The 16432-nt window shown below is 75.1% G+C and carries 19 protein-coding genes and 1 pseudogene; 9 read left to right on the forward strand and 11 right to left on the reverse strand.

Going from position 1 to position 16432, the window contains the following annotated elements:
• Window positions 1-85: 85 nt before the first annotated feature.
• Window positions 86-736: a class I SAM-dependent methyltransferase gene (locus ABTZ03_RS29520; protein ID WP_350516159.1), complete on the reverse strand. Its 651-nt coding sequence runs from the start codon at window positions 734-736 to the stop codon at window positions 86-88.
• Between the two features lie 136 nt (window positions 737-872).
• Here ABTZ03_RS29520 and ABTZ03_RS29525 point away from each other — a divergent pair, with 136 nt between their 5' ends.
• From ABTZ03_RS29525 to ABTZ03_RS29535, 3 genes are all read left to right on the forward strand, one after another.
• Window positions 873-1703, forward strand: coding sequence for a helix-turn-helix transcriptional regulator (locus tag ABTZ03_RS29525; RefSeq protein ID WP_350516210.1), 831 nt, complete (start codon window positions 873-875; stop codon window positions 1701-1703).
• A 145-nt stretch (window positions 1704-1848) separates the two neighbouring features.
• A complete protein-coding gene (gene ypfJ / locus ABTZ03_RS29530; protein ID WP_350516160.1) occupies window positions 1849-2748 on the forward strand; it encodes a KPN_02809 family neutral zinc metallopeptidase in 900 nt (299 codons plus the stop codon).
• A 311-nt stretch (window positions 2749-3059) separates the two neighbouring features.
• On the forward strand, window positions 3060-4697 hold the full coding sequence (locus ABTZ03_RS29535) for an alkaline phosphatase D family protein (RefSeq protein WP_350516161.1): 1638 nt from the start codon (window positions 3060-3062) through the stop codon (window positions 4695-4697).
• Between the two features lie 186 nt (window positions 4698-4883).
• Here the strand turns inward: ABTZ03_RS29535 and ABTZ03_RS29540 are convergent, their stop codons facing one another.
• Complete coding sequence (locus ABTZ03_RS29540; RefSeq protein WP_350516162.1) at window positions 4884-6410, reverse strand: alpha/beta hydrolase; 1527 nt, start codon at window positions 6408-6410, stop codon at window positions 4884-4886.
• 118 nt (window positions 6411-6528) lie between these two features.
• On the opposite strand from ABTZ03_RS29540, the gene ABTZ03_RS29545 reads away from it, so the two are divergent.
• Window positions 6529-7590, forward strand: coding sequence for a MerR family transcriptional regulator (locus tag ABTZ03_RS29545; RefSeq protein WP_350516163.1), 1062 nt, complete (start codon window positions 6529-6531; stop codon window positions 7588-7590).
• On the opposite strand, the gene ABTZ03_RS29550 is transcribed toward ABTZ03_RS29545, so the two are convergent.
• On the reverse strand, window positions 7569-8078 hold the full coding sequence (locus ABTZ03_RS29550; RefSeq protein ID WP_350516164.1) for an ArsR/SmtB family transcription factor: 510 nt from the start codon (window positions 8076-8078) through the stop codon (window positions 7569-7571). The genes ABTZ03_RS29545 and ABTZ03_RS29550 overlap by 22 nt on opposite strands.
• Before the next feature lie 72 nt (window positions 8079-8150).
• On the opposite strand from ABTZ03_RS29550, the gene ABTZ03_RS29555 reads away from it, so the two are divergent.
• Window positions 8151-8594 (forward strand): VOC family protein, encoded by a 444-nt coding sequence (locus tag ABTZ03_RS29555; protein ID WP_350516165.1) that lies wholly within the window; start codon window positions 8151-8153, stop codon window positions 8592-8594.
• Window positions 8595-8662: 68 nt separating this feature from the next.
• Here ABTZ03_RS29555 and ABTZ03_RS29560 read toward each other — a convergent pair whose 3' ends face one another.
• A complete protein-coding gene (locus ABTZ03_RS29560; RefSeq protein WP_350516166.1) occupies window positions 8663-9271 on the reverse strand; it encodes a TetR/AcrR family transcriptional regulator in 609 nt (202 codons plus the stop codon).
• A gap of 109 nt (window positions 9272-9380) precedes the next feature.
• Here ABTZ03_RS29560 and ABTZ03_RS29565 point away from each other — a divergent pair, with 109 nt between their 5' ends.
• Window positions 9381-10490, forward strand: a complete 1110-nt coding sequence (locus tag ABTZ03_RS29565) for an FAD-dependent monooxygenase (protein ID WP_350516167.1) — start codon at window positions 9381-9383, stop codon at window positions 10488-10490.
• A gap of 169 nt (window positions 10491-10659) precedes the next feature.
• Here ABTZ03_RS29565 and ABTZ03_RS29570 read toward each other — a convergent pair whose 3' ends face one another.
• The 4 genes from ABTZ03_RS29570 to ABTZ03_RS29585 are packed head-to-tail and all read right to left on the reverse strand — an operon-like array spanning window position 10660 to window position 12101.
• Window positions 10660-10878: a DUF397 domain-containing protein gene (locus ABTZ03_RS29570; protein WP_350516168.1), complete on the reverse strand. Its 219-nt coding sequence runs from the start codon at window positions 10876-10878 to the stop codon at window positions 10660-10662.
• Window positions 10859-11113, reverse strand: a complete 255-nt coding sequence (locus ABTZ03_RS29575; protein WP_350516169.1) for a Scr1 family TA system antitoxin-like transcriptional regulator — start codon at window positions 11111-11113, stop codon at window positions 10859-10861. Before ABTZ03_RS29575 ends, ABTZ03_RS29570 begins: the two co-directional genes overlap by 20 nt.
• Window positions 11062-11274 (reverse strand): DUF397 domain-containing protein, encoded by a 213-nt coding sequence (locus ABTZ03_RS29580; protein ID WP_350516170.1) that lies wholly within the window; start codon window positions 11272-11274, stop codon window positions 11062-11064. Before ABTZ03_RS29580 ends, ABTZ03_RS29575 begins: the two co-directional genes overlap by 52 nt.
• The gene (locus tag ABTZ03_RS29585; protein ID WP_350516171.1) at window positions 11271-12101 is read right to left on the reverse strand and encodes a helix-turn-helix domain-containing protein; all 831 of its coding nucleotides are present in this window, start codon (window positions 12099-12101) and stop codon (window positions 11271-11273) included. Before ABTZ03_RS29585 ends, ABTZ03_RS29580 begins: the two co-directional genes overlap by 4 nt.
• A gap of 185 nt (window positions 12102-12286) precedes the next feature.
• On the opposite strand from ABTZ03_RS29585, the gene ABTZ03_RS29590 reads away from it, so the two are divergent.
• From ABTZ03_RS29590 to ABTZ03_RS29600, 3 genes and pseudogenes are all read left to right on the forward strand, one after another.
• Complete coding sequence (locus tag ABTZ03_RS29590; RefSeq protein WP_350516172.1) at window positions 12287-12721, forward strand: ATP-binding protein; 435 nt, start codon at window positions 12287-12289, stop codon at window positions 12719-12721.
• 84 nt (window positions 12722-12805) lie between these two features.
• Window positions 12806-13549: pseudogene (locus ABTZ03_RS29595) on the forward strand (serine hydrolase domain-containing protein); the annotation flags it as partial.
• A gap of 19 nt (window positions 13550-13568) precedes the next feature.
• Window positions 13569-13844, forward strand: coding sequence for a hypothetical protein (locus tag ABTZ03_RS29600; protein ID WP_350516213.1), 276 nt, complete (start codon window positions 13569-13571; stop codon window positions 13842-13844).
• Between the two features lie 110 nt (window positions 13845-13954).
• Here the strand turns inward: ABTZ03_RS29600 and ABTZ03_RS29605 are convergent, their stop codons facing one another.
• The 3 genes from ABTZ03_RS29605 to ABTZ03_RS29615 all read right to left on the reverse strand — a co-directional run bounded on the left by ABTZ03_RS29605 (window position 13955) and on the right by ABTZ03_RS29615 (window position 16421).
• Complete coding sequence (locus tag ABTZ03_RS29605) at window positions 13955-14323, reverse strand: hypothetical protein (protein WP_350516214.1); 369 nt, start codon at window positions 14321-14323, stop codon at window positions 13955-13957.
• 80 nt (window positions 14324-14403) lie between these two features.
• Window positions 14404-15630 carry a sugar ABC transporter permease gene (locus tag ABTZ03_RS29610; RefSeq protein ID WP_350516173.1) on the reverse strand — a complete coding sequence of 409 codons (1227 nt, stop codon included), beginning with the start codon at window positions 15628-15630 and terminating at the stop codon, window positions 14404-14406.
• Window positions 15627-16421, reverse strand: a complete 795-nt coding sequence (locus ABTZ03_RS29615; RefSeq protein ID WP_350516174.1) for an ATP-binding cassette domain-containing protein — start codon at window positions 16419-16421, stop codon at window positions 15627-15629. The genes ABTZ03_RS29610 and ABTZ03_RS29615 overlap by 4 nt, the downstream gene beginning before the upstream one ends.
• Window positions 16422-16432: the final 11 nt, after the last annotated feature.

The raw sequence follows: 16432 nt of genomic DNA on the forward strand, positions 1-16432 counted from the left end.
AGGCCGACAGATCCCGTTGAGGACCCGAGGTCAGTCAGGCGGTGGGTCAGACCTGTCCGGGAACCGCTCATGAACATCCTCACTGTCAGGCGGCGCGCAGGAGCAGGTGGCCGCGGCGGAAGCGTTCGCCCTCGCCGGGCTCGCGCAGCATCCGGGCGACCTCGGTGAGGCCGGCCTCGTCCGCGAGGGCGGCCAGGGCCTCCAGGGGCCAGCGGTAGGCGGGGGCCACCTTGTGGTCGAAGACGGTCACCGGCTCGCCCCCGGACTCGAAGAAGCCCAGCAGCGCGTACCCGCCCGGGGCCAGCACCCGGCGGAACTCGGCCAGGTAGGCGGGCAGTTGCTCCGGCGGGGTGTGGATCAGCGAGTACCAGGACACCACGCCGCCCAGCGTCCCGTCGCCCGCCGCCAGGGCGGCCATCGAGCCGACCTCGAAGCGCAGCCGCGGATGGCTGCGGCGGGCGATGTCGACCAGGGCGGGGGAGAGGTCGAGGCCGAAGGCCTCCAGTCCCGCCTCGTGCAGGGCCGCCGTCAGGTAGCCGGGCCCGCAGCCCAGGTCGGCGACCGGGGCGGGGCCTGCGGCGCGGACCAGGTCGGCGAACGCGGCGACGAAGGCGCGGTCCAGCGGCAGGCGGGCCAGGCCGTCCCGGACCAGGTCGGCGTAGCGCACGGCCACGGCGTCGTAGGCGTCGGCGGTGGCGGCGGGGTAGGACGCGGAGGATGACGGGGTATCGGACACGGGCCACGACCCTAGCCCCCGGACCCGGGCGCGGTAACCCGGGACCGGTAACCCGGGTGCGGTAACCCGGGACCGGTAACCCGGGACCGGTACTCCCTGGCTACCGCGCCCCGGCCCGCGCCATGCTGGACACATGATCGACCGTGACGCCCTCGCCGACTTCCTCGGCCGCGCCCGCGCCCGCCTGACGCCCGCCGACGTCGGCCTGCCCCCCGGCACCCGCCGCCGCACCCCCGGGCTGCGCCGCGAGGAGGTCGCGCAGCTGGCGGGCCTGTCGGTGGACTACTACGCCCGGCTGGAGCAGCGGCGCGGCCCGCAGCCCTCCCCGCAGCTGCTGGCGGCGCTGGCACGGACGCTGCGGCTGAGCGAGGACGAGCGGGACCACCTGTTCCACCTGGCCGGGCACGAGCCGCCGCGCCGCCACGGCCCGCTCTCCCACGTGCGCCCGGGGCTGCTGCTGATCCTGGACCGCCTGCACGACACGCCCGCGCAGGTGGTCTCCGACCTGGGGGACGTACTGGCGCAGAACGCGATGGCCGCGGCCGTGTTCGGGGACGCCGGCGGGCCGGGGCCGGGGCGGCGCAACCTGCTGCTGCGCTGGTTCGCCGAGCCGGCCGGCCGCGCGCTGTTCCCGCCCGAGGACCACGAGACGCTGGCCCGCGCCCACGTGGCGGGCCTGCGGGCCGCGCACGCCGCCCGCCCCGGGGACCGGCGCGCCGCCGAGCTGCTGGCCGAACTCCTGGCCACCGGCGAGGAGTTCGCCGCCTACTGGGAGCGCCATGAGGTGGCGCTGCGGCGCAGCGGGCGCAAGCGGGTGCTGCACCCGGTGGTGGGGGAGCTGGAGCTGGAGTGCGAGGTGCTGGCCGCGGGCGGGCAGGACCAGCTGCTGCTGGTGCACACCGCCGCCGCGGGCAGCGAGACCGCGTCCCGGCTGGAGCTGCTGCGGGTGGTGGGGGCCGGGGTGTGACGCCCGGGTGCGCCGCGGAGGCTGCGGCGGGTCGGGGCCCGCTGCCCGTAGGCTGGGCGGCGCCGCGGGCACACGAACCGTCACCGAAGCGACACCGCGGCGTCTCGACAGGCCGACACATCGACAGAAACGGGCAGGCACGGGCATGCAGTTCGACGACCAGGGCGACCTCGACACCTCGCAGGTGGACGACCGCCGCGGCATCCCGGGCGGGAAGGTCGCGATCGGCGGCGGGGCCGTGGGCCTGCTCGCGGTGCTGTTCGCGGTCATCCTCGGGGTCGACCCGCAGCTGCTGGGCCTGTCCTCCGGCGGCGGCACCTCGTCCTCCTCCGGCACGCGCACCGACAGCGAGGTGCAGCAGTCCTGCAAGAAGGGCGCGGACGCCAACAAGCGCCAGGACTGCCGGATCACGGCCGTCACCAACAGCGTCCAGGAGTTCTGGAGCGCCGAGCTGCCGCGCCGCACCAAGGTGGCGTACAAGCCGGCCCAGACGGTGCTGTTCACCGGCCGGGTCTCCACCGCCTGCGGCCCGGCGACCTCCGCGGTCGGCCCGTTCTACTGCCCCGGCGACCAGAAGGCCTACTTCGACCTCGGCTTCTTCGACGAGCTGTCCAGCCGCTTCGGCGCCAAGGGCGGCCCGTTCGCCGAGTCCTACGTCGTCGCCCACGAGTACGGCCACCACATCCAGAACCTGCTGGGCACCATGCAGAAGGTCGGCGGCGACCGCCAGGGCGCCTCCAGCGCCTCGGTGCGCCTGGAGCTGCAGGCCGACTGCTACGCCGGGGTGTGGGCCCACCACGCGACCACCACCCCGCAGGCCTCCACCGGCCGCCCGCTGATCGCGGCCCTGACCGACCAGGACATCGCCCAGGGCCTGGACGCGGCCGCGGCCGTCGGCGACGACCGGATCCAGAAGCAGGCCACCGGGAGGATCAACCCGGAGGCGTGGACGCACGGCTCCGCCGACCAGCGCAAGGCCTGGTTCACCACCGGCTACCGCACCGGCGACATGACCCAGTGCGACACCTTCTCCGGGAAGATCTAGTCCTTCGCGCGCTTGACCAACCCCTTGCACGCCCGGGCCGCCGACGGCCCGGGCGTTCACCGTTTCCGCACCAGAGGCCGCCCCCGGCCCCGCCGCGGGCCCCCGGAGCGCACCGATCACCCCGTTTCCCGTACCTATCGGATGATCTGTCGGACCTTCACCGCTCTCCCATCAGATGATCACCCGACCGCCCGGGTCCGGACCCCTGGCGTACCGAGCGGTCCACTCCAATTCCTTCGCACACCCCCGGAGCCGCACCCGCCCGAACCGCCCCCCGCCGTACAGGCCCCGCCGCGAAAGGCCGCCCCGCCATGACCCGTCCCGCCGACCGCCCCTCGCCCGACCGGCTGCTGCGCGAGGCCGCCGCCCGCCTGGACCGGCGCCGCTTCCTCACCGTCACCTCGGCCGCCGCCGCCCTGGCCTTCACCGTCAACCTGCCCTCCGCGCACGCCGACGACCCCGAGTTCGCCCCGCGCGTGATCACCGACAACCCGTTCACCCTCGGCGTGGCCTCCGGCGACCCGCTGCCCGACGCCGTCGTGCTGTGGACCCGCCTGGCCCCGCGCCCGCTGGAGCCCGGCTCCGGCCTGCCGGCGGCCGGCTCCGTGCGGGTGGGCTGGGAGATCGCCCACGACGAACGCTTCCGCCGCACCGCCCGCCGCGGCTCCACCCGCGCCCACGCCGAGTTCGACTACGCCGTCCACGTCGACGTCGACGGCCTGGATGCGGCCCGCGGCTACTACTACCGCTTCACCGTCGGCGCCTGGACCAGCCCCGTCGGCCGCACCCGCACCGCCCCCGCCCGCACCGCCCGCCCCGAGCGCACCCGCTTCGCCGTCGTCTCCTGCCAGGCCTACGAGGACGGCTACTTCACCGCCTACCGCCACCTCGCCGACGAGGACCTCGACGCCGTCTTCCACGTCGGCGACTACATCTACGAGTACGGCATCGACGCCGCCGGCGGCGACCGCAAGTACACCGACCGCACCCTGCCCGCCGCCCTCGACCACGAGACCACCACCCTCGCCGACTACCGGCTGCGCTACTCCCTCTACAAGAACGACCCCGACCTCCAGGCCGCCCACGCCGCCCACCCCTGGTACGTCACCTGGGACGACCACGAGGTCGAGAACAACTACGCCGCCGGCATCCCGGAGAAGAACCAGGACCCGGCCCCCTTCGTCGCCCGCCGCGCCGCCGCCTACCGCGCGTACTGGGAGAACCAGCCGCTGCGCCCGCCCCGGCCGCGCGGCACCGACCTCACCCTCTACCGCCGCGTCCACTGCGGGCAGTTGGCGCAGTTCGACATCCTCGACACCCGCCAGTACCGCGACGACCAGGCCAACGGAGACGGCTGGCAGTACCCGACCCCGGAGTCCGAGGACCCCCGGCGCACCCTGATGGGCGCCACCCAGGAACGCTGGTTCGCCGAAGGGCTGCGCCGCTCCCGGGCGACCTGGAACGTGGTGCCCCAGCAGGTCGTCTTCTCCCGCCGCAAGAACACCACCGCCGCCCGCTCCAAGCTGTCCATGGACGCCTGGGACGGCTACCCGGCCGCCCGCGAGCGCTTCCTCGCCGACGTCGACCGCTCCGGGGTGAAGAACCTGGTGCTGCTCACCGGCGACGTGCACGTGGCCTACGCGATGGACGTCAAGCGGGACTTCGACGACCCCGCCTCGCGCACGGTGGGCGTGGAGTTCGTCGGCACCTCGATCAGCAGCGACGGCGACGGGGAGGAGAAGCCCGCCAACTGGGCCGCCCTGACGGCCGCCAACCCGCACCTGAAGTTCTACGACGGCCGCCGCGGCTACACCACCCTGGACATGGACCGCCGCCGGGTGCGCGCCGACCACCGGGTCATCTCCCACATCACCCGCCCCGGCGGCACCGTCTCCACCGCCGCGTCCTTCGTCACCGAGGCCGGCGACCCGGGACTCAAGCCCGCCTGAGCCTGCGGCGCCCGACCGTCCGGCGCCCGACCGTTCGGCGCCTGACCGTTCGTCGAACCCGGAGTCCCGCCGCCCCGCCGACCGCCGTCGGACCGGGGAGGCGGGACTCCGGAGCACAAGGGGCACCGCAGGCGCCGGCGGCACCAGCAGGCGCCGGCGGCACCGGCGGCACCGGGGCCCGCGGCGTCACGGCCCGGACGGCTCCCGCCCGGCCCACAGCTGACGCAGGACCGCGGCCGCGGCCCGCCCGACGGCCTCCCGGACCTCCTCGGTGCGGTCCACCACCTCGAAGCCGTGGTGCCCCTGCGGGACGTCGACCACCTCCAGCGCCGCCCCGCTCGCGGCGGCCGCCGCGACGAAGCCGGCCACCGTCCGCGCCACGGCCGCCGCCTCCAGCCCCGCCCGCACCAGCACGATCGGCAGCCCGCCCGCCCCGGCCACCGCCCGCGCCGGACGGAACCGGGGCTCGACGGCCTCCCAGCCCGGCAGCGGGGCGAGCACCGGGTACGACGCCGCCACGCAGCGCAGCCACGGCGGCGGCGCGGCCAGCCAGTCGGCGGCCAGCAGGCCCCCGCCGGAGAAGAACCAGAGCGCGATCCGCCCACCGTCCACCCGCGGGTGGGCACGCAGCGCCGCCACGGCCGCGGCCACCTCCCCGGCCGCCCGCGGGTACGCGTACAGGTCGTGCAGCCCGTGCGCCACCGTCGCACCCACCACGCCCAGGCTCGCCGCGTACCGGCCGTAGCCGACGTACAGCGGCCAGTCCCGCGGGCCCGGGCGGGTGTCGGCGGGCAGCGGACCGCCGTGGACGAACAGGACGGCGGGCACCGGCCCGGGCCCGGCATCCGGCGGCAGGTACAGGTCCAGGCTCCCGGCCCGCTCGTGCCCGCACGGCGGCAGCGGACGCTCCGGCGGGTCCAGGACGCTCGCCCGCGTGAACGCGCCCGCCACGGCGGCCGGCGGCGGGGCGATCCGGCGCCCCTCGCCGGCGGCGGCCCGCAGCAGGACGTCGGCGAGCTCCTGCGGACACGAGAGCATCGGCCAGTGCCCGGTGTCCAGGTCGAAGAAGCCCACCCGGGGATCGGCCAGGAACCGCAGCCGCTCCAGGCCCGAGTGCACCATCGCCTCGACCGCCTCGGTGCTCAGACCGCCCGCGGTGCACAGGATCCCGCTGGTCGGCACCGACCGGAACGCACCGCTCAGCCGCAGCGGCTCGACCAGCGAGGCCACGGGCTGAGCGGTCGCCAGGTCGGTCAGGCGCCCCAGCTCCGCCCGGCCCAGGCCGACGGTGCTGCCCCAGCGCCGCCACTGCTGGTGGCCCGGCGCCGGCAGCAGACCGTCCGCGGGGCGGGTGCCCGGGTCGGCCAGCACCTCGCGGGCCCGCCGGTCCGGGACCAGCTGCAGCGCCCGGTCGCCGTCCACGGGCAGCCCGGCGTCCAGGTGGACGACCCGGCTCACCCGCCCGGCCCGGCGGTCGGCGGCACCGACCACCGGGTGGATGCCGTAGTCGTGGCCGACCAGGACGAGTTCGGGGTCCGCCACCGCGTCGACCAGCCGCAGGACCTCCCCGATGTGGGTGCCCAGGCCCGCGCCGGGCCGGGCGTCGAGCGTCGCCCCGTACACCTCGGCCCCGGCCGCCCGCAGCCGCTCGCCCGTCTCCCGCCAGATCCAGCCCCCGGTGAAATGGCCCGGCACCAGCACGAATGCGACCATCATCCCCTCCCGCGCGTCGTCCGGGCCCGGCGGCCCCAGTGGTGATCGCCCGCCCGACCCCCGTGCGGGCGGGCGATGCCGGTACCGTAGGAACTCCCCCTGAGGGAGGTTCAACCCCGTGCCACCCGCCGTCCTGTGGAGCATCGGAGAACTCGCGGAACACGCGGGCGTCACCGTCAAGACCGTCCGCTTCTACTCCGACCGCGGCCTGCTGCCCGAAGCCCGGCGCAGCTCCGGCGGACACCGCCGCTACGGCCCCGAAGCGCTCGAACGCCTGCTGCTGGTCCGCTCGCTGCGCACCCTCGACCTGCCCGTCCCCGAGGTCGGGCGGCTGCTGGAACAGGACGAGGCGCTCGGCAGCGCGCTGGAGGACGCGGTGGCCCGCCAGTTGAGCGAGCTGGGCTCCCAACTCGCCGCGCTGCGCTGGCGGGAGGCCGCGCTGCGGCTGCTGCACGAGTGCCCGCCCGCGGAACGCGCCGAGCGGCTCGCCCTCGTCGGCGCCCTGGGCACCCCGCCCGACACCACGGCGCTCGCCCGGTTCTGGCGGCGCGCCCTGCCGCCCGGCCTGCCCGCCCGGCTGACCACCGCCATCCTGCACGCCGCCGTCCCGCAGCCCCCGGCCGACCCGGCGCCCGCCCAGGTGCTCGCGTTCGCCCGGCTGACCGCGCTCGCCACCCGGGGCCGCCCCGCACCCGCCCGCCACCCGGGCGACCACACCCCCTGCCCGGCCACCCCCGCCCGCACCGCCGAGCGCGACCACCGCCCGGCGGTGCTCTACGAAGGCCTCGCCGAGGCCTACGACCTGGCCTCGGCCGACCTGCGCGCCGGCCGCGCCCCGTGCGAGGGCGAGGCGCTCGACAGCTTCGTCGCCGCCCACGCCGCCTCCCGCTCCACCCGGGACACCCCCGCCTTCCGCCGCCGGCTGCGCGCCCTCCTCGACGCCACCGACGATCCGGTCGTCGCCCGCTACTGGGAGCTCGCCGGCGAGCTGAGCGCGCCGGGCGAGCCGACCCTCGGGCACTGCCACGCCTGGCTGCGCGCGGCCCTGGACGGGCGGGGCCCGGGGGAGCCCGGCGGGGGCGGTGAGTTCGGCGGCTTGGGCGGGTCGGGTGCGTCCGGCGGGTCCGGTCGGTCCGGTGGCGGTCCGCGGGGCGCCCGCTACGTCCCGGCCTGCCGGTAGAGCGTCACCAGCAGGCCGTGCACCGGCTCGCCCTCCGCGTCCTCCTCCGCCCCGTCCACCAGGGCGGCCAGCGCCTGCGCCAGGCGCGCCGCCTTGGCCGGGCCCAGCCGGATGTGGCGCAGCGTCAGCAGGTGGTCGACCGGGGAGCGGTCCAACTCCTGGGCGACGGCGCCGAACAGCGCGGCGGTGCCCTCGGGCTGCGGCTCGGCCGCCGACAGCCGCTCGGCGGTGCGCCGGTAGTACCTCTCGGTGCCGCCGCGCACCCGCCGCGTTCCCGCCTCCCGGACCAGCCCCGCCGCGCACAGCACCCGCAGGTGGTGGGAGACGCCGCCCTTGTTCACCCCCAGCTGCGCGGCGAGCCGGTTGATCGTCGAGGGGCGGGCGCCCAGGGCGAACAGCAGGCGCTGGCGCACCGGGTGGGCGAGGGCGGCGTGCTGGGCCGGGGTGCTGATCCGCCGGCAACCCGGGCCTGCTCCCCGCCTGAACACCCCCAACACCCGGTCCCCGCCGCCCCGTTGGACCCGGGGCGGCGGGCCTCGGGTGGGACTATGCTCGGTGCCATGACTCTGCGGCGGATGGACCACGTGGGCATCGTCGTCGACGACCTCCCGGCCGTCACGGCCTTCTTCCTCGCGCTCGGGCTGCAGGTGCAGCGCGAGGGGTCGGTGGAGGGCGGCTGGGTCGAGCGCGTCGTCGGCCTCGAAGGCGTCCGGGCGGACTTCACCATCGTGCAGACCCCGGACGGCCACAGCCGGCTCGAACTGACCAAGTACCACTCCCCGCAAGGCCCGCAGCGCCCGCCCGGCGACGGCCCCGCACCGTCGAACACCCCGGGCATCCACCACATCGGCTTCGCCGTCGACGACCTCGACACCGTCCTCGCCGACCTGACGTCCCGCGGCGCCCGGCTCGTCGGCGCGGTGGAGCGCTACAAGAACCAGCGGATGTGCTACGTCCGAGGCCCGGAGAACATCGTCGTCGAACTCTCGGAGCGCACCGGCTGACCCCGCACCCCCGAGCGCAGGAAGTCGGCGGGTCCGACTTCCCGCGCGGGCAGGGGCCCGGCTGCCTCTCAGGCGCCGTTACGGGAGGTGTGGTGCTGCCAGGGGGCGAGGGCGACGTCGGTGGCGGTCTGCAGGGCGGTGCGCACGGCTTGGGCGTCGGTGCCGGGCCCGGCGAGCAGGACCTGGAGGGCGCCGGTGACGGCGCCGATGAACGCGCCGGTGAGGGCGGCGGCGGTGACCGGGTCGAGCCGGTCGGGGAAGGCCTCGGCGAGCCGGTCGGCGATCACCCGCTGGGCGTCCAGCTGGATCTGCAGTGCGCGGCCGCGCACGGCCGGGACGGTGCGGATCAGTTCGATCCGGCGCGCGGCGATCGGGCTGAGCAGGTCGGTGTCCCGGGCGCTCGTGCGCAGCGCGCGGAGCAGGACGTCGGCCGGTCCGTCGTCGGGGCCGCGGGAGGCGATCGCCTCCTCCGCCGCCCGGATGCGCTCGTCGGCGTCGGGGAAGAGCAGTTCCTCCTTGCTCGCGAAGTAGCTGAAGAAGGTGCGGGTGCCGATCTCGGCGGCGGCGGCGATGTCGGCGACCGTGGTGCCGTCGTAGCCCTGGCGCTCGAACAGTTCGGCGCCGGCGTCGATCAGGGCCTGGCGGGTGCGGGCCCGCTTGCGGTCGCGTAGGGACATGCGCCCACGCTATCGCGCGCCGTGCCGGCCGGCGCCGGGTGCCGCTCTGCCCGCAGCGCGTACTTGCATCCATTGCATATCTGCACTGAGTGCAGTTATGGTCGATGGTATGACACCCCCAAGTGTTCTGGTGGTCGGGGCCGGAATCGCCGGCCCGACCCTCGCGTACTGGTCGGCCCGGAACGGAGCGCGGGTCACCGTGGTGGAGGGGGCCCGGAGCCCGCGCTCCAGCGGCAACCCCGTGGACGTGCGCGGGCCCGCGCTGCCGGTGGCCGAGGCGATGGGCGTGCTGCCCGCGCTGCGCGCCCGCGCCACCTCCGTGCGGACCCTGCGGGTGCTCGGCCCGTCCGGACGCACCGTCGCCCGGGTGCGGTCCTCCCCGGAGCCCGGCTCGCTGGAGCTGCCGCGCGCCGACCTGGCCGCCGCGCTCCACGAAGCCGCCCGCCACGACGCCGAGTTCGTCTTCGGCGACACCGTGACCGGGCTGCACGCCGACGGCGCCGGAGTGGACGTCGTGTTCGAGCGCGCCGCGCCGCGCCGCTTCGACCTGGTCGTCGGCGCCGACGGGCTGCACTCGACGGTGCGCCGGCTGGCCTTCGGCCCGGAACGGGAGTTCGTGCGGCCCACCGGCCTGCTGGTGGCCACCCTGCCGCTCGGCGGGACGGCCCCGGACCCGACCGAGGTGCTGCTGCACAACGTGCCGGGGCGGCTGGTCTCCGTCCACCCGGGACGCGGCGAGGCGATGGCCGCGTTCATCTTCCGGCACGCCGCCGGCGTCACCGCGGCAGAGCTGCGCGACGCCGCCGCCCAGCGCCGGATCGTCACCGAGGCCTACCGGGGCGTCGGATGGCGGGTCCCGGACCTGCTCGACGCGGTGCGGGCGGCCGAGGACCTCTACTTCGACGAGGTGAGCCTCGTCGACCTCCCCGGCTGGTCACGCGGCCGGATCACGCTGCTGGGCGACGCCGCGTCCTGCCTCTCGCTGCTCGGCGAGGGCTCCAGCCTGGCGATCGCCGGCGCCCGCACCCTCGCCGAGGCCCTCGCCGGCCACCTCGCCGACCCGGCGTCCGCGCTCAGGCGCTACGAGCAGGCCCACCGCGCCCGGGTCACCCCCAAGCAGCGGGCCATGCGCCGTTCGGCCGCCCTGCTGGTCCCCGCCACCACCCTCGGCCTGACCGCCCGCAACCTCGCCGCCCGCCTGCTGCCCACCCGGGCCTGACGGCCCGCCGCCCCGGGGCCGGAGACCGCCGAACCCGCCGGAGCGGCGTCGGCCGGGACTTCCCGGCGCTGTTGCCCATGCGCAGGCGGATAGGGCGGCCGGCGCAGGAAGTCGGGCCCGCCGACTTCCTGCGCTCGCGGCCGGGGGAGGCGGGGCCTGCGCCGTCGGTTCAGACGTCGCCGAACTCGCCGGAGCGGACGGCGGTCAGGAAGGAGTGCCACGCCCCGGCGGGGAAGGCGAGTTGGGGACCGTTGGGGTCCTTGGAGTCACGTACGGGGACGAGGCCGGGGAATCCGGGGGCCACTTCGACGCACTGTCCCTGCTGGGCGCTGTAGGAACTCTTTCGCCACGTGGCGTCAGCCGGGTGGTCACCGCGCATGCCGTTCATACTCTTTCCGTGCCTCCCGGATCATGTACCCAACCATCGTGCGAGTGGGCAGGGTCAACAACGTGACGGAGTGCGAGAAGGGGCGCAGCTCGCCAAGCGTGTACGGGGCGACTTGCAGGATGAAGTGCGGGCGGGCTGCCAGCTCCTCCAGGTGTCGGAGCTGGCGGGGCCTGCGCCGTCGGTTCAGACGTCGCCGAACTCGCCGGTGCGGACGGCGGTCAGGAAGGAGCGCCACGCCCCGGCGGGGAAGGCGAGTCGGGGACCGTTGGGGTCCTTGGAGTCACGTACGGGGACGAGGCCGGGGAATCCGGGCGCCACCTCGACGCAGTCGCCGCCGTTGTTGGAGTACGAGGACTTGACCCAGGAAACACTGGACAGGTCTACACGGTCGGTCATGATCGGAGTTCCTTTCGGGCCTTGCGGACCATTTCCTGGGATGCGGCCGTCGGCGGCGCTTCCACCAGTAGCTGATCGTAGTCACGTTCCCATCCCGCAACCGTTGCCCGTGACCGTTCAAGATGGCCCCTGGCCGTCGATTCCGCGTACGCCACGACCGTATGGTCCGGGAGATCCAGCAGAACCACCGGAAGTGTGAAGGAGAGGTGCTCTCCCATGCTGAAGGGAGCGATCTGCACCGTGATGTTCGGGTGTTCGGCCAACTCCTCGATATGCCGCAGTTGCTCGGCCATGACCTGTGGGCCGCCGACGGGGCGCAGCAACACCCCCTCCTCAAGGACCGCGTGAAGCGTAGGCGGGCACTTCCGCCTGAGGATCTCCTGGCGCAGAGCCAGATAGTCGGTGCGTTCGTCGGCCTCGGCAGCGGTGATCGCGCCCCGCCGCACAGCTGCCTGAGCAAGAGAGTTCGCGTACGCGGGGGTCTGCAGAAGGCCGGGCACGATGATCAGGCCGACCGTTCGCAACCGCCAGCACCGGGCTTCGGCGTCGGCGAACTCGGCGAAACCCTCAAGGAGCGCCGCCCGGCTGAACCTGCGCCACAACTCGTAGAACCTCTGGCCTGATTCGAACACCTCATCAGCCTTAACAGTCAGAGCCCTTGTTGGGGAACGCTTCCCGTTCTCGACATATGAGATGTGCGCACCCGAGTACCCCAGGCGCTTGGCCGTCTCTGTCTGCGACCACCGCCTTGCCCGCCTCGACCTGCGAAGTTCCTGGCCGAAGCGGACTTGTGGCGATGCCTGGGCGTCAACTCCCGCTTCGGTCATGATCCTTCATCTCCTTCACATGACATTGCTGTCAAAGGTAAGACGCTGGCAATCGTAGGGCAGATCACGCCACCATGGCTACGCCCGGTGATTCGTCGGATGCGTAGGGCGACCTCTTGGGTCCTCGTATCCGGCGTGCGGGCGAAACCACGCCCCTACGCACAAACCCTCAGAGGTCCCCTGCCATGCTCGAATCCCGCCGCCCCCGCGCGTTCGCCGCCCGCCTCGACTCCCGGGCCGAATCCGCGCCGCTGGCCCGGCACTTGCTGCGCGCCTACCTCGCCGGCCACCCCGCCGGCGAGCGCTACCGCGACATCGCCGAACTGCTCCTCGGCGAGCTCTTCGCCAACGCCGTCCAGCACGCGGGCGCCCCCGACGACCGGCTGATCGAGGTCCGCTTCGCCCTCGCCGGCGGCCGGCTGCGCATCGAGGTCCACGACGCCGGGGCCGGACGCCCCGCCCTCCGCTCCTCCACGTTGGACGAAGAACACGGCCGCGGGCTGTTCCTCGTCAACGAGCTCGCGGAGCGCTGGGGTTGCTGTCCCCGCGCGGGGGGCGTCGGCAAGTTCGTCTGGGCCCTCGTCACCCCCGCCCTCACCCAGGCGGCCTGCGCACAGTGAGCGCCCGCGGCGCCCCGCCCGGCACGGTTCAGCGGACAGTGAACAGCACCGGGCCCGCCGTGCCGGAGCCGGAGAATCGGCCCCATGCACGATGCCACGGCGACCAGGGCCGCACTGCGGGCGGCCATCGACTCCCGCACCTGCCTCGGCGCCCAGGTGCGGGTGCTGCGCTCCGGCCGACAGCTCCTGCACCTCACGGCCGGTGACGCCGCCCCGGGACGCCCGCTGGACACCGGCGCGACGGTGCCCTGGTTCTCGGCCTCCAAACTGCCCGCCACACTGGCCGTGGCCAAGGCCTGGGAACTCGGCCTGCTCCACCCCGACGACCGGGTCGTCGACCACCTGCCCGAGTTCGCCGGCCCCGGCAAGGACGACATCCGGCTCACCCACCTGCTCACCCACACCGCCCCGCTGCGCACCGTCGACCGGCAGGTCGGCGGCGCGGTCGACAGCGGGCGCGACGCCCTGGTCGAGCGCGTGCTGCACGCCGAGGCAGACCCCGACTGGGTTCCCGGCCAACGGGCCGCCTACCTCGGGCACGCCGGCTACCTGCTGCTGGACGAGATCGTGGCCCGCAAGGCCGGTACCGGCTTCGCCGCGTTCCAGGCCGAGCACATCACCGGCCCGCTCGGCCTGACCTGCGCCCTCGGCGGCCCGCCCGCAGCGCCGGTCGTCGACGTGCCCTGGTACGGCCCGGCCGAACTCGCCGCCAGGATCGGCCGGTTCGACGTCACCCTCGGCCTGCCCGGCGCCTGCGTGGCCGGACCGTTCGGCGAGGCGGCCGACCTGTGCGAACTGCTGCGCACCGGCGGCCGGGGGCATCCTGACGCCCGAGACCTGCGCGGCCGTGGTCACCGACCGGCGGCCGCCGCACCTGGTCGACGAGGCGGCCGGCCGCCCCCGGCGCTGGGGCCTGGGCGTCCCGCTCGCCGCGGAGAACTTCGGGCCCGCGTCCCCGGGCAGCTTCGGCGCACTCGGCGGCACCGCGTGCACCGTGTTCAGCGACCCCGACCGGGAGGTGACCGTGGCCCTGCACTTCGTCGGCAACACCGCACCCGCCCAGCGCCTGGCCCGCGACCTGGCCGTGACCGGGGCCGTCTACCGGGACCTCGGCATCGGCTGACAGCGCCGGACCCGGTGCCGCGCCTTCGCCGCTGGGGCCACCCGCGGACGAGCACAGGAAGTCGGCGGGCCCGACTTCCCGCGTGTGTGGACGGGTTCGGCCGGGCCCCGTCAGGCGTCCTGGTCGGGGGAGTGGTGGAGGTGCTCGCGTCCTTCGGGGTCCTCGTACTCGAGGCGGTAGGACAGGCCCGTCGCGCGCAGCGCGGCCAGCAGGTCGGTGAGGCGGTCGGGGTCCACGAAGCCGGTGACGAGGACGGGCTGGAGCGGGGTCAGTTCGAGTTCCGCGTACGCGTTCTCGACCTCGAACTCCGTCCAGCTGGAGCGGCGGACCCGCCAGCCGGCGCGGTGGAACAGCTCGGCCGCGTGCTGGGCGCCGGCTGCTCCGGGCAGGCTGCCCCAGATGTTGGTGCCGAGGTGGAGCCGGGCCAGGGCGGCGGTGTCCAGGCGCGGCCCGGCCGTGCCGCCGGAGGTGAAGTCCATGGCGGGACAGTAGACGACGCCGAGGCCCCGCCGTCCCGTCGGGGACCGGGCGGCGGGGCCCCGGGGCGGCCGGACAGGCGCTAGCCGCGGCCGGTGCGGGTGCGGCGGGTGAGGGAGTCGAGGACGACGGCGGCCAGCAGCACCGCGCCGGTGATCATGTACTGGATGGCCTGGGCGGCGTGGACCATGTCCAGGCCGGTGGTGATGGACTGGATGACCAGGATGCCCAGCAGCGCCGACCAGGCGTTGCCGCGGCCGCCGAAGAGGCTGGTGCCGCCGATGACGGCGGCGGCGATGGCCATCATCAGGACGTTGCCGCTGCCCAACTGCTTGTCGGCGGAGCCCTGCTGGGAGGCGTAGAAGAGGCCGCCGAGGCCGGCCAGCAGCGCGGAGAGCATGAACACCGAGACCCGCACCCGGGCGACGTTGACGCCGGCGCGCCGGGCGGCCTCGACGCTGCCGCCGATCGCGAAGATCTGCCGCCCGTAGCGGGTGCGGCGCAGCACGAAGTCGGTGGCGACGACCGCGCCGAGCAGGACGACCAGGGACAGCGGCAGTCCGCGGTCCTGGTTGAGGGCGTACGCGGCGGCCAGGCCCAGGACGGCCAGCGCCCCGGCGCGCAGCAGGATGTCGGTGAGCGGGCGGGCGGTCAGCCCGGCGGCGGAGCGGCGGCGGGCGGTGCGCAGCTGGGCGAGCAGGTAGAGGGCGGGGGCGAGGACGGCCAGGCCCCAGGCGTAGGCGATGTCGCCGTCGCCGAGGAAGGTGGAGTCCAGGCCCGCGACGATGCCGTCGTGGCGGTTGTTGACGGTGCCGCCGTCGCCGAGCACCCATTCCTGGAGGCCGGACCAGGCGAGCATGCCGGCCAGGGTGACGACGAAGGCGGGCACCCCGACGCGGGCGAACAGCAGCCCGTGCAGCAGGCCCAGCGCGGCGGCCGTGCCGAGGGCGGCGGCGATGGCCAGCCACTCCGGCCAGCCCTGGCGCACCGCGAGGACGGCGGTGATGGCGGAGGAGGCGCCGGCGACCGAGCCGAGGGAGAGGTCGATCTGGCCGAGGATGAGGACGAAGACGACGCCGACCGCGATCAGGCCGGGGCCGGCGATGAAGCGGCTGATGTTGGTGAGGTTGTCGGCCTGGAGGAAGTGGTGGGTGACGGACTGGAAGACGATCGCGATGACGACCAGGCCGACGACGACGGGCAGCGCGCCCAGTTCGCCGGAGGCGAGCCGGCGCCGGGCGGCGTCGGCGCGTCCGGCCCAGGTCGCGGCGCTCACGTGCAGACGGGGGTCGGGGGCGGGGGCGGTCATGCGGCGTCCTCCTCCTCGGCGCGCCGGGCCCGGCGGCGGGCGTGGGCGTTGTCGTCGGCGCCGGTGATGGCGGCGACGATCTGTTCCTGGGTGGTGCCCTCGACGGGGAACAGTCCGTTGTTGCGGCCCAGGCGCAGCACGGCGACGGTGTCGGCCACCGCCCGCACGTCGGCCATGTTGTGGCTGACCAGGATGACGCCCAGGCCGCGTTCGCGCAGCCGCTCCACCAGGTCCAGGACCTGGGCGGTCTGCTCGACGCCCAGGGCCGCGGTGGGCTCGTCCAGCAGCACCACGGACGGCTCGCCGACCAGGGCGCGGGCGATGGCCACCACCTGGCGCTGGCCGCCGGAGAGGGCGGCGACGGGCGCGCGCACGTCGGGGATGCGGATGGCGAGGGTGTCCAGCAGCTCGCGGGCGTGCTGCTCCATGGCGACTTCGTCGAGCAGGGTGCGGCGGCGTTTCTCGCGGCCGAGGAAGAGGTTGGCGATGACGTCGAGGTTGTCGCACAGGGCGAGGTCCTGGTAGACGGTGGCGATGCCGAGCGCGGTGGCGTCCTGGGGGCGGGCCAGGCGCACGGGGGCGTCGTGCCAGGTGATGGTGCCCTCGTCGACGGGGTGGACGCCGGCGATGGTCTTGACGAGGGTGGACTTGCCGGCGCCGTTGTCGCCGACGAGGGCGAGGACCTCGCCCGGGTGGACGGCGAGGTCGACGTCGGTGAGGGCCTGGACGGCGCCGAAGCGCTTGGATACCGAGCGCAGCTGGAGGACGGGTGCGCCTGTCACGTGAACCATCCTGAATGTCC

The organism is Kitasatospora sp. NPDC096077 (assembly GCF_040303245.1).
Lineage (GTDB): Bacteria > Actinomycetota > Actinomycetes > Streptomycetales > Streptomycetaceae > Kitasatospora.